This is a genomic window from Candidatus Acididesulfobacter guangdongensis, from assembly GCA_004195045.1.
GTDB classification, from domain to species: domain Bacteria; phylum SZUA-79; class SZUA-79; order Acidulodesulfobacterales; family Acidulodesulfobacteraceae; genus Acididesulfobacter; species Acididesulfobacter guangdongensis.
The window spans coordinates 1-11,986 of the sequence record SGBC01000005.1 but is presented as its reverse complement, the minus strand read 5'-3'; the positions used below and the strand labels follow the sequence as shown (position 1 = coordinate 11,986).

The following is an 11,986-nucleotide window of genomic DNA, read 5'->3' as shown; positions in this document are numbered from 1 at the left end:
GAAAAAATCTTTAAATAATGCTGATTTAGGCGTTGTGCCTATCGGAGTTCCGTTAATAGTCGGACCCGGAGTTTTGACAACTCTTTTGATATTGGTTGGGGTTTACGGGTATGTCATTGTAACAATCATCACCCAAGTATTTCCTATTTTTATCGCATAATCTGGTCTATGTTCTTTCTTTTTTGCACCTTTACCGATAAGATGTTTGGGAATTGTAAATTTAGTTAAAATATTACTGTCTTTAAACCCAAGTTCTTTTAATAATCTTATGGCAAAAAATTGCTCTACATCGCTTTCATTTCTTTGATCAGTTTTTTTACAAAATATATTTTCTTCCATATTTTATTTCCTTTCTATTTTAAATAATTTATTGAATAATATTTTACAAATTATGTCATATAATATAACATAATTTGTAATATGTCAATATTTTTTTATTGTTTATTGTAACATTTAATGATATAAATAAATATTATGATATCAGAAACTGAAAATATAGAAATAAAAGCAAGAATTGCCTCATTAATAAAAAAAAAACGAGAAGAGCAGGGACTTTCACAAGAAGAACTTGCTAAGGCAATCAATAAAAGTAAAATGACTATTTGGAGGATGGAAGAAAAAGGTAAGGGTATTACAATCGAATGTTTAATAAAATTGGCAAAGGTCTTTAAAGTTGATATTTCTTATTTTTTTACAAAAAGTGAAAATAATATACCATTTTATGAAACGTCAATTTTATCATTTATTGATATATCTCTTCCTAATATATTAAAATATCAAACTATTCCTATGAATGCATTTGACAATATAAAAAAATTAGCCGATTTACCTGGAATAAAACCAATAGGTACTTTAATGATTTCACAAGAATTTAATTCACAATCAATAGAAGTCCTAAAAATAAACGATAAAGGAATGGATCCTTACATCAAAAACAATGCTTATGTCGGAATAGATACAGATAGCAAAAATAGGATCCCTATTTCTGGGCATATATATTGTGTTTATTTGCCCTATGAAGGACCAGTAATAAGATATGTTACAAAAAACCAAAAAGGTATAGTTTTAAAATCCAAGAATATAATATATAATGATATTGAAATTTCAAATGAAGAACTGAAAACAGGAAAAAGTTTTATAATAGGAAAGGTTAAATGGGTTTGGCAGGATATATAAAAATAGTTTAATACAATATGGATATATAATTATTATGTCTAAAAAATTGTATACAAAAAACAAAATCGAAACGAGTATAATAAATAGAAATACGGCCCCCGATGAATGTAAAAAATTAGAAATCTATATAAAAGAATATAAATATAACTATAGCAAAATCACAGCCGAAGAAATTAAAGAATTTAAAAACATGCCATCGATAACCGATGCAATCAAAAAAGCCGCTTTAATGATTATAGGTAAAGGCAAAAGACATCCACATCATCGTCTTAAATCAAAAAATAAGCTTGATATAGCCAAAGATATATTGTTAGACAATCAAACTAAAATTTCCGGAGCCGATAATTTTCACAATTTGCATGAAATTATAATTAAATCGCTTAAAAAATTAAAATACATTGGTCCATTATATTATTACGACACAGCGTTCTTAATAGGGGCACACCTCGATAAATTACCTAAAAAAATTTACTTGCATGCAGGTACAAAAAAAGGCGCTAAGAATATGGGAATTAATATTAGGAATAAAAAATATATAGAGATGGGATATATACCATGCCTTGAGATATTCGAAAATTATTACTTAAAACCCTATGAAATTGAAGATTTTTTATGTATTTACAAAGAAGAGTTGTCTTCTGTTTTTAAAAAATATAAACCTTAAAACAGGATTAAGCCGCTCAAACCGATACCAGCGGCGCAACGCATATATCGCATTCGCATGCCGGATATTGGAAAACGGTTATTAGAATTATTCTATCCCATAGAAGCATTGCCCAGTAATGGGAATTGTGAAGTTCGGGAAAAGCGATAAACCTATAGTCGAAAACACCAGGGTATTGTCCATGCGTCGGTTCGTTAAGAATCTCAAGGAAATCCGGCGGCGGTTCTTCCCCTGGCGAGACAATCCTGATATCCTTTTTTATTCTTTCCGGAATAAATTCTTTAAAATGATAAAAATATAGCCCCCGAATAATCTTCCATGTTATACGTCTAAGGTGCATGCCGTCAAACCGTTTTGCTACTTTATTGTTCGGCAGATATAATCCAGATGGACGAGGCTCAAACTCGCCTAAAATTTTGCGGATTAAGCCTACTTTTTTGTTTTGTTTAAATTTAGAAAGCGTTTCCGAGTAAAATGCATTGCCGGAATAAGAACCGAGTCCAAGCGGCATTAACGTGGCGGCAAAATAATCTTCGTCGAACTAATAAGAACTATTGCAGTTTTTATGGACCGGCAGGGTAAGGAGATTAGGATTATGGCTTTTCCTTATTGCATCGGCATACAGTTGTTGCGGCGGAACATGGTCTCGGTTAGTTTCCCCGGAAAGAGACGTCCCGCATAAATAGCAAATTTGGATGTTTGGGTCGGTGTTAAAATCTTCAATAGCCATTATATAAATTTGGTTATATTTTGCGTTTACCAATTATCATTCAGAAAATAATTTTTCTATATAATTTTTATCGCTAATCTGACTAAAACTTAATTGTTTATGTTTTGTCTCATTTCTATCTAAAATAACAATGAAGAAAAGAATCCATAAATCTTTGTTCTCTTTAAGAATATTTTCGGGATTAATTTTATTTAGAGCAGATTTAAATTTATCATTTAAAGACTGAATAGTTCCTTTATCCGCATTTTTCAATAAATGAAACCAATTGCCGCAAACTGCTTCTCCTATAAGTTTTTCTATGTCTTTATCGTAGCTTCTTTGTTCCGGATTGTGAGCCTTAAACTCAACGTTAAGCAACTTATTTTCTGATGAATCATAAATACTTAAATCAGAAAGTGCGCTTCTTCCTTGTTTGCCGTTATTGTCTTTCCTCACTAGTTTGGTAAAATTATAAATTTTACTGGTTGGCGTTTCAATGGAATATAAGTATTTATATTTATTATTATTATTTAAGTTAAAACAATAAAGCATTCTCGCTTCTTGTTCGCTTATTCTTAATTCTAATTCAGAAGTCATCTTACTATTATCATTTCGATATTTCGGAAATATCAATCCCGATAATATAGTGGTAGAATTAGGTCCGCCGTTCGCAGTGTACATTCTAAATAAATCATTTGCGGTGGCTTTATTAATTTCAAGTATCAAATTTAATAAATTATCCTGAACCATATCTTTTAGATTATTATATTTTCTGTTGTTTTGCTTATTCCGTTCTAACTGGACGGCTTTTCCGTTTTTAACTGGACGGGTTAATCCCTTCTTATTTTTTATATAATACCGTTAATTTTATGTCAATGAAAATAATTTATTAAAAGGCTTGAAAGGGCAAATACAGCGTTAATACAAACAGAAGAGCCGTCACCAGAAACAACACCGGCACAAAAGCAAAATGAAACTGTTTTACCCTGCTTTTATCAAATATCCCGTCCAATCTTGCGCTGAAATAAGTTATTAGCTTTCCTAATATTATAGCGCATATCGAAATAATAATTATATTTTCTATCCCTACGAACGCCCCTATCGCTCCCGCCGATAAAACGTCGCCTGTGGCGTAAGAACCGAGCCTTGTTATATCGATTAGGATAAATATGCCTAAACCTGTGCCTAACGCCTCAAAAGCGTTAATAAGGGGCTTATTCGCCATATAAGCGAACAACACGCCCGCCAGCATTAAAAATATAGGGATAAACCTGTGTATTCTTTCAAAAAGCATATCGGTCAAAGACATAAAAATTAATCCGGAGAAAAGAACGAGATATTTTAAATTAAAACCTGCGGGGATAATTAATTTATGAATTGAAAAAGCGGTAGTTACGGCAAAATAAATATCGGTAAAATTGCTGGAGAAAAAGGGATAAAGCAAAAGCACGCCGGCAAAAACGGCAATAACGGGGAGAATGAATATGCGCTTAGATATGGCGAAATTAAACATTTATTCGTTAAACTTAATAAATTCTATTTCATTTAGTTCTTTATTATATTTATATTTAACTATATTTAGATTATTCCATTTAGACGATTTTGCAGGCCTCCTTCCTATAATGTAATTTCTAACCGCATAGTTATTCTTATATTCATTAATATTTTCAGGAAAATCAAACGCAATTAAAAAAGATTCAATCATCGAATAGTCTCCATGACAATATTCGTCTTTAACCCAATCGACATATTTCATTAATTGTTCTATATCTTGATTATAGCCTGAATCTTTTTTTAATTCTATAACAACATATTTCGATTTCATAGGAGCAAAACCAGTTATAAACTTTAAACCAAATATATCCATTTTATCCATATAATCAATAGGTTTAAAAGGAGAAGCTACTACTTGGTGAGACAAATAATCCCATTCACCTAATATATCAATAGTTTTGGGGTATCTATAAGATAATTGATATAAAATGCCAGCTTCTAACGCCATTTCGTGTGTCAACCTACCATCTTCGTCATTACAACTTAAAATTGTACTTAAATTTAATATATAATCATTATTTTTAACTTTATTGTCAATTTCTTGGTGGAAATATTTATAATTTGTGGTATAAATACAATCCGATGTGTGTTCTTGTAAACAACTTTGATTAAACTTAAGTATAATATTCTTTAATGCTTGATTCTCTTCGTCGTCAAATTTTATAAACGAAACCTTCCAAAAAGCCCTAAGCATTTTAAAAGCAGAAGGATTAGAAGCAAGAACATCATCCATATCTATTCCTTTCGTAAAAAAATATGGCGCAGGTTTAAAGAAACAAACCCATGGCTGAAATTTATTGTCAATTATATTTTCATTCCATAAAAGTTCTTTGTTGATTTCATCATATTTGACCTTAAGCGGATCTTTAATAGATAGAAAATTAGAATATTTACAATCATTATTAATATTAGTAAGTTCTCCTATTCCATAAATATTTCTTTTAATAAAAAAATAAACATTATCACCCGCTTTCATAGTAGCATAATCCGCAAAAGTAGCTTCCTGAAAGTCTCTCCATCTATTAACTGGATAATTTATTTTTGTTGCATATATTCCATTGTTTATATACAACTTTAATGAATCTTCACTGTCTAAATTAAATATATATCCTGCCATTTTTCATACCTTTTTAATAATTAGTAATAATTAATTCGTCTATAGCGCCTCTTTTAGCCGCCTTACAGTTTATTGCCCTTATAGCCCTTATTTTCTTGATATTATATTGTTTATATAAATTTAAGATTAATTCACTATAAGAATTTGATAACATAAAATAAACTCTTTTTTTAGTGAGCCTGTCGCATAACTCTTTAAGTTCAAACTGGGCATCAACGTCGAAATCGTCCTTATAATACTTAGTAAAAGACGATGTTTTGCTTATAGGCATATAAGGAGGGTCAAAATAAACAAAATCGCCGGTTTTTATCTTACTTTCTATGGCCGAAAAAGGCGACAATGCAATTTCGGTTTTTTTCAATAACTCGCTACATACTTTTAAATTTTTTTCATCTATTATGTTTGGATTTTTATAAAAACCGAACGGTACGTTAAAATATCCATCCGAATTAGTTCTATATAGACCATTATAACAAGTTTTATTTAAATATATAAAACGGCTTGCTTTTCTGACTTTGCTAAATTTTTTGTAAGAAGGTTTTCTATCTAAATTTCTTATTTTATAAAATTCTTCTTCCGTATTTTTATATCTGCGTAAATCCTCGATTAAGGAATCTACATCATTTTTTACGACATTATAAAGATTAATGAGTTCCGGGTTTATATCAGATATATAAGCATTTTCAGGTTGAATAGCAAAGAATAATGCGCCGCCGCCGATAAATGGTTCAAAATATCTATTATAGTTTGCGGGAAACAAACTTATAAGTTCTTCGATTAATTGTCTTTTCCCCCCGGCCCACTTAATGAAAGGCTTAGGATTGGTAAGGTTTGCATCTGTTTTTGATTCTACTAAACTTAAAATAGGCATATGGATTTGAATTTATTTATAAAATTTACTTTAAAAATATCAACATTTAGAACCTCATCATCGCTTCCAGCTTTATCCCGTTCATCACATAAACGAATACCGTCCCGACGTAAGCTCCCGTCTTTGCTATTACCCTGTATCCGTAATAATTAGCCGTTGCCTTGCCGTATTGCCTTGCCTCTTGAATAGTATTATTTATAACAGGTTTTATTCCTTTTGGCAAATTATCCCACCCCACCCCACCATATTGGTATTTTTAACCTCTGCGATGTTTCCGTTGCATATCTTATAATTTTCTATTGCCCAATATGCCGGTTTAGGAAAGCCCTGAGTGCGCCTTATTATGCTTATTATTTTGCAATCTGACATAGTCGTTGTTATAGGCAATGCGTTATAGGTATAGGCTCCGTAAGTATAAGTATAAGGACTGCCGGAATTATAAACCCGCATTGCAAGTTTGTTGAAGTTAGAATCTGATTTATTGTATGGAATGTTAAAAATGCCGAAAGCAAAAGATTGCGTTGTTTGGAATATAAAAAACAACGCTAATAATAATATCAATTTATATTTATTTATCATTTTTTTATCCTTATCTTAATAAAAAATCAATATCTAAAGCAAAATGAAACTGCTTAATTTTTGACTTGTCGAACACTCCGTCTATCTTGGCGCTGAAATTCATAATTATTTTTCCTAAAATAATCGCCAAAACCGAAATTATTATTATATTTTCTCTCCCGACAAATATTCCTATCGCCCCTGCCGATAAAACGTCGCCTGCGGCGTAAGAACCGACCTTTAAAATATCAATTAGGATAAACAAGCCTAAACCAATTAACAACGCCTCAAAAGCGTTAATAAGGGGCTTATTTGCGATGTAGGCGAATAACACGCCCGCAAGCATTAAAAATATGGGGATAAATCTGTGTATTCTTTCAAAAAGCATATCCGTCAAAGACATTAAAATTAATCCGGAGAAAAGAATGAGATATTTAAAGTTAAAACCGTCAGGGATAATTAATTTATGGGTTGAAAAAGCGGTAGTTACGGCAAAATAAATATCGGTAAAATTGCGGGAGAAAAAGGGATAAAGCAAAAGCACGCCGGCAAAAACGGCAATAACGGGGAGAATAAATATGCGTTTGGATTTAGAACTATTAAAAATAAAAAGCAAGATTATTTTATTTTACTAATAAATAAAAAAATGATATATTAAAAAAATGAAAAATATTCAAACCAATAAAGTAAAAGTTTTTGAAAACTGGCGAATATCAGTTATTAATAATTATGGAGAATTTATATGGCCCCAAATTAATTATAATCTTAAAGCAGAACCAATATCTATTGTATTTGAAATAAAAAACAATATAAATAATCCACAATCTATTCTTTTTAATCAAATTTGTCAATTAATTTCCAGTATTCCAATTAATTGTATTAAAATAAGTTTTCAAAAAAATTCTCCATATAAAATTGATAATACTAAAATAAGTAGTATGTTAAATTTAACTTTGTCTAAAAATATTAGCAATAATGATTTAATTAATTCTTATTGGCAATATAGATTAGAAACCAGACCATTAAATTGTCTTACTTGTGATATAGATTCATTAGAATTAAGTAATAATAAAAAACTTATATCTATCGAAGCAACTTATTTATTTGATACTGTAAATATTCAATCGGCTATAGAAAACATTTTTAAAACGTTTAAATTCCGTTGTAATAAAGTTAATCCTAAACAATATTTAGTTCAACAAAATTTTATTTCAAAACTTAATGGAAAAGCTTATATTCTATTTCATCAAATTTCTAATAATACAACATTAGACACTAAAAACCAATGTTTATTATTGGAGAATAATGAGTTATTTTATCCAATGCTAACATCAATTAAAGATAAAAATATTGATATACAGTCATTTCTAAAAAAATATGGTTTATATTTAAGCGATAACCTGAAAGCTTTTTCAAATATTTACTATGCTTATAATTATATTCAAGCCATATAAATATTATCAAAAAAATTCCAATCTTTTTTTAATAATTTCACAATATTCTTTATTAATTTCAATTCCTATATAATTTCTTTTATTTAGTTTTGCTGCTTTAAGCGTAGTTCCTGATCCTGCAAATGGGTCTAAAACTATATCACCTTCATTGCTCCAACTTATTATATGATCGTTTGCAAGTTGTTCGGGAAATTGTGCTTTGTGTTTTATTTTTCTGTCTATTCCGTTGTTTTGGCTATATATCCATATATTTGATTTTATTTTACTTGATTTAACTATTTTTTTAGGTTTTCCTATATATATTTCGTCTGCTGTTACTTGTCCTCTATAGTTTATATCTATACGCCCACATTGTTTGGTTTCTACTTCTATAATTTTTCCATGCTTTGGCAAGCCTTTGCTGAATACAAACATATATTCAAACGAATTTGTGTATCTGTGCGCTTTAAATTGCGGTATAGGATTTTGTTTTTGGTATATCATCGTATCATGTAAATTAAATCCTACTTCTCTAAAGTAAAGTGCTTGTTTAAAGCTTGAACAAGTCTCGCTACCGTTAATCGTAGCATCGCCTACGACCCAAACTACTATGCCACCTGTTTTTGTTATTCTGTAAAGTTCGTATATGACTTGTTCCCATATGTTTTTATTCCATATTTCGAAAATATTATTTTTATAATTTCTTAGATTGTCGTATGGTGGAGAAGTTAGAGTTAAATCTATTGAATTATCGTTTATTTTTTTCAATATATTAATGCAATTTTCGTTATAAACTTTATTAATAGACAAACCTATATCAATAATATTATTATTCATTATTTCTTTATTTCTTTGAATATCATAGTCGTATTCTTTTGTGCTATTTTCTGTAGAATTCATATTAATTTCATATCTTTATTATTTTTTTATGTTTTTAGTTTTATTATCTTTTGCAAAAATATCAATAGCTTTTGGAATTTATACTTATACTTTTATCTTTAAAACCTCATAATCGCTTCCAACTTTATCCCATTAAGCACATATACGAATACCGTCCCGACGTAAACTCCTGTTTTTGCTATTATCCTGTATCCGTAATAATTAGCCGTTGCTTTGCCGTATTGCCTTGATTCTTGGATAGTATTATTTATAACAGATTTAATCCCGTTTGGCAAGTTATCCCAACCCGCCATATTGGTATTTTTAACTTCCGCTATATTGCCGGAGCAAATCTTATAATTTTCCACAGCCCAATAAACCGGTTTCGGGAAGCCCTGTGTCCTGCAGATTATGCTTATCAGCTTGCACCCTGACATAGTCGTCGTTAGCGGCAAAGCGTTATAGGTATAAGCTCCGCTGGTATAAGTATAAGGACTATTTAAATTATACACCCGCATTGCAAGCTTGTTAAAGTTAGAGTCTGACTGGTTGTAAGGAATATTAAAAATCCCTAAAGCAAAAACCTTATTTGCAGAAAACAAAATAAATGCAAATATAAATATTTTAAAAATTATTTTAATCATTTTTTAATTTTAAAAAATTCCGTCAAACTATTTATCTTATTCTCCGGCTCCGGCAGACTAAAATCTCCATAACCTCTATTGAGCCAATAAGCGTTGCACTCAGGACAGTTTAATTCTATATGATGAATTGCCAAATTATAATCGTCTATGAAATATTTTATTCCAAGTTCTGAAATAATTCTATGCTTTTCTTTCGTATCGGCATGATATACGGGAATGTCTTTGCCGAATACTGTAGATACGTTTAATTTTCTCAAATGCAAAGCTTCTTTCGGGCTTGACGTTATAAAGCATTTGATATCCTTAATATAATGTTTTAAGTTTATAACCTCGTCAAAAACTTCCATATCGGAAAAGTCAATTCTTGAATTGATTAAGGAGACCTGCTCCGCCGTAATCTCGTATCTATCCGCCATATTGTATATTTCGGGACGTTTGATTGAAATATTTAGACCAAGTTCGGCGGCTTTCTTCCTGAAAGTTTTCTCGTAGTCGAATATAACGCCGTCAAGGTCTAATGCGGTTTGGGTTAACATTATAATCTCCGCTTTAAGATTTTATTTTTTAAGGAATTCCGACAAATCAGAATATACAAAAGAACTCTTGCCTATACGTTTCATGTCTTCCGCTTCTTGGGCATGAATTTCCTCGGCTTCTTCTTTTGACAACGGCTGCCAATTCCCTTCGTATAACTTTATCCCATATATTTTTCTCTGAGATATGGGGCGAACATTACCTTTTCTATCCGTTTCAATACCTAATTCTTGACTTATTATTATGTTTCCGAAAGCACAAGTTATGACCTTTTGCAAAAAATTCCTAAAGCTGTCTCCGGCAGCCAAACGATTTCTACGAACGATTTCCGGCATCGCACGTTTTATCCCTTCCTCCGCCATAAACTCGCTATAACTACCGCAAAACACGCCTTCAGGCGATAAAAAGACATTTGCCTTTTCCGTCTTATCTATGGAAGAACCGTATATAAAGGTAATACGTTTATTCCCTGGAATCCGGAGAATGAGCTCAGTTATTTCTTTTGCGATTTTATATAATTTTGGTTCGTTATAATTCTGGATTTTCATATAGCTTTTTCCATATATATGCTAATATCAATATACCAAGCCAACCGAGCCACGATAAGATATAGCCACCTATAGACACGAGATAGATAAGCAGTTCAAATTTAGTTCCGGAAAAACTGCCATTCTCAAAAATAGAGCCGTATTTGACTCCGTGTATAATCGACATTATAGTCGCAACAAGAAAAGCTATAAGCGATGCGTAGAAAATATAATTTCTAACCTTACTCGTAGTTTTCATGCCTCCCCCCTCTTTTTCTTTAATATTTTATATATATTTTATACGGAAATTTGCTTTCCTTCCGTTAAAGAATAAACCTTTTCTTTTAACTTTTCTTTTTTGTATTCTTTTTCCAAATCAAATAACTCTGCTTTCAAACTTTTAATTATTTCAGGTATTCTTTTCAAATCTTCTTCTAAATAGTAAATCTTTGCGCTTCTGTTTAAAGAAGCGTCTATTATTTTATTGCTGAAATCATCATGACCGTTATCGTTAATATATTCCTGCGTTCTTTCGTCCGTTATCTTAAGTATTTTTTTTAAGAATTCCATATTTTCAGGTATTTCCGATAACTTTTTTTCCATTCTAATTATCTCTTTTTGATTAGATACAATTTGTGCTTCAATTTCAGCAATCTTTTTTTTTACAGATTTTAATTTAAAATTTTCAAACATTTCGACACCTCTTTCTAATAGTTTTTATTTGCCCTTAAACTAACAAACAAAGCTCTATTTTTAGCAATATTTTCTTTTTTCATAACGTTGCACCAATCTACCAGTTCATCAATGTTTACAATTACTTTTTTAACATTATACCCTTCTTTCCTTAAATTTTGCATTGTAGCAGTCGCAATTTCAAGCCAAACTTCATAAACACTAGGCATAGAATCCTTATCATCAATGACTCTTAATAATTTGTCGTATTCGTCTTTTTTATACCAAGCAATAACAATATCGTCCATAAAACACCGTTTTTATATATGAATTTAAAAATTAGATTATGAAATTCTTTTTTTAGCCCGGGGAATATATTCTTGTATGTGAACATTCCATCCCCTTTTACTTTTGCTGGCCTCGAATTTTTTGTTTTTTCTAAATTCTAAGCGTGCCTTTATCGCTTCATCTCTTGTCGCAAAACCTTTCGCAACTATAAAAAGGTTATACCCGCATGGTTTAAGCATTCATTGCCAAATACTTGCCCGGCATTATTTCAAATCTGGATACCTCTACGCCTTTTATAAGAATAACATACTCATTAGGTTTTAAAGCCAAATTATCTTTAATATGGATAGGCGGCACAAT

At 30.6% G+C, this 11,986-nt stretch carries 19 protein-coding genes; 4 read left to right on the top strand and 15 right to left on the bottom strand.

Going from position 1 to position 11,986, the window contains the following annotated elements:
- The 3 genes from EVJ46_09995 to EVJ46_09985 form a co-directional block, all read left to right on the top strand.
- Nucleotides 1-160, top strand: a 160-nt coding sequence (locus EVJ46_09995) for a hypothetical protein (protein ID RZD15579.1), incomplete at its 5' end; no start/stop codon positions are given.
- A 314-nt stretch (nucleotides 161-474) separates the two neighbouring features.
- The gene (locus tag EVJ46_09990) at nucleotides 475-1,176 is read left to right on the top strand and encodes a helix-turn-helix domain-containing protein (protein ID RZD15578.1); all 702 of its coding nucleotides are present in this window, start codon (nucleotides 475-477) and stop codon (nucleotides 1,174-1,176) included.
- A gap of 34 nt (nucleotides 1,177-1,210) precedes the next feature.
- Nucleotides 1,211-1,840 carry a hypothetical protein gene (locus tag EVJ46_09985; GenBank protein RZD15577.1) on the top strand — a complete coding sequence of 210 codons (630 nt, stop codon included), beginning with the start codon at nucleotides 1,211-1,213 and terminating at the stop codon, nucleotides 1,838-1,840.
- A 16-nt stretch (nucleotides 1,841-1,856) separates the two neighbouring features.
- On the opposite strand, the gene EVJ46_09980 is transcribed toward EVJ46_09985, so the two are convergent.
- The 7 genes from EVJ46_09980 to EVJ46_09950 form a co-directional block, all read right to left on the bottom strand.
- Nucleotides 1,857-2,351 (bottom strand): hypothetical protein, encoded by a 495-nt coding sequence (locus EVJ46_09980; protein RZD15576.1) that lies wholly within the window; start codon nucleotides 2,349-2,351, stop codon nucleotides 1,857-1,859.
- A gap of 255 nt (nucleotides 2,352-2,606) precedes the next feature.
- Nucleotides 2,607-3,299, bottom strand: a complete 693-nt coding sequence (locus EVJ46_09975; protein RZD15575.1) for a hypothetical protein — start codon at nucleotides 3,297-3,299, stop codon at nucleotides 2,607-2,609.
- A gap of 139 nt (nucleotides 3,300-3,438) precedes the next feature.
- On the bottom strand, nucleotides 3,439-4,062 hold the full coding sequence (locus tag EVJ46_09970; GenBank protein RZD15574.1) for a hypothetical protein: 624 nt from the start codon (nucleotides 4,060-4,062) through the stop codon (nucleotides 3,439-3,441).
- Nucleotides 4,063-4,836 carry a hypothetical protein gene (locus EVJ46_09965; GenBank protein RZD15581.1) on the bottom strand — a complete coding sequence of 258 codons (774 nt, stop codon included), beginning with the start codon at nucleotides 4,834-4,836 and terminating at the stop codon, nucleotides 4,063-4,065.
- Between the two features lie 397 nt (nucleotides 4,837-5,233).
- On the bottom strand, nucleotides 5,234-6,091 hold the full coding sequence (locus EVJ46_09960) for a DNA adenine methylase (protein ID RZD15573.1): 858 nt from the start codon (nucleotides 6,089-6,091) through the stop codon (nucleotides 5,234-5,236).
- Between the two features lie 207 nt (nucleotides 6,092-6,298).
- Complete coding sequence (locus tag EVJ46_09955; protein ID RZD15572.1) at nucleotides 6,299-6,670, bottom strand: hypothetical protein; 372 nt, start codon at nucleotides 6,668-6,670, stop codon at nucleotides 6,299-6,301.
- Between the two features lie 10 nt (nucleotides 6,671-6,680).
- Nucleotides 6,681-7,265, bottom strand: a complete 585-nt coding sequence (locus EVJ46_09950) for a hypothetical protein (GenBank protein ID RZD15571.1) — start codon at nucleotides 7,263-7,265, stop codon at nucleotides 6,681-6,683.
- A gap of 46 nt (nucleotides 7,266-7,311) precedes the next feature.
- Here EVJ46_09950 and EVJ46_09945 point away from each other — a divergent pair, with 46 nt between their 5' ends.
- Complete coding sequence (locus EVJ46_09945; GenBank protein RZD15570.1) at nucleotides 7,312-8,103, top strand: hypothetical protein; 792 nt, start codon at nucleotides 7,312-7,314, stop codon at nucleotides 8,101-8,103.
- Nucleotides 8,104-8,109: 6 nt separating this feature from the next.
- On the opposite strand, the gene EVJ46_09940 is transcribed toward EVJ46_09945, so the two are convergent.
- The 8 genes from EVJ46_09940 to EVJ46_09905 all read right to left on the bottom strand — a co-directional run.
- On the bottom strand, nucleotides 8,110-8,919 hold the full coding sequence (locus tag EVJ46_09940) for a site-specific DNA-methyltransferase (GenBank protein RZD15580.1): 810 nt from the start codon (nucleotides 8,917-8,919) through the stop codon (nucleotides 8,110-8,112).
- A gap of 161 nt (nucleotides 8,920-9,080) precedes the next feature.
- Nucleotides 9,081-9,563: a hypothetical protein gene (locus EVJ46_09935; protein RZD15569.1), complete on the bottom strand. Its 483-nt coding sequence runs from the start codon at nucleotides 9,561-9,563 to the stop codon at nucleotides 9,081-9,083.
- A gap of 38 nt (nucleotides 9,564-9,601) precedes the next feature.
- Complete coding sequence (locus EVJ46_09930) at nucleotides 9,602-10,141, bottom strand: hypothetical protein (protein ID RZD15568.1); 540 nt, start codon at nucleotides 10,139-10,141, stop codon at nucleotides 9,602-9,604.
- Between the two features lie 21 nt (nucleotides 10,142-10,162).
- Nucleotides 10,163-10,687, bottom strand: a complete 525-nt coding sequence (locus tag EVJ46_09925) for a hypothetical protein (GenBank protein RZD15567.1) — start codon at nucleotides 10,685-10,687, stop codon at nucleotides 10,163-10,165.
- Nucleotides 10,668-10,925 (bottom strand): hypothetical protein, encoded by a 258-nt coding sequence (locus EVJ46_09920; protein RZD15566.1) that lies wholly within the window; start codon nucleotides 10,923-10,925, stop codon nucleotides 10,668-10,670. Before EVJ46_09920 ends, EVJ46_09925 begins: the two co-directional genes overlap by 20 nt.
- 38 nt (nucleotides 10,926-10,963) lie before the next feature.
- Nucleotides 10,964-11,359, bottom strand: a complete 396-nt coding sequence (locus tag EVJ46_09915; protein RZD15565.1) for a hypothetical protein — start codon at nucleotides 11,357-11,359, stop codon at nucleotides 10,964-10,966.
- A 14-nt stretch (nucleotides 11,360-11,373) separates the two neighbouring features.
- The gene (locus EVJ46_09910; GenBank protein RZD15564.1) at nucleotides 11,374-11,646 is read right to left on the bottom strand and encodes a hypothetical protein; all 273 of its coding nucleotides are present in this window, start codon (nucleotides 11,644-11,646) and stop codon (nucleotides 11,374-11,376) included.
- A 211-nt stretch (nucleotides 11,647-11,857) separates the two neighbouring features.
- A partial coding sequence (locus EVJ46_09905; GenBank protein ID RZD15563.1) for a hypothetical protein occupies nucleotides 11,858-11,986 on the bottom strand: 129 nt, incomplete at its 5' end.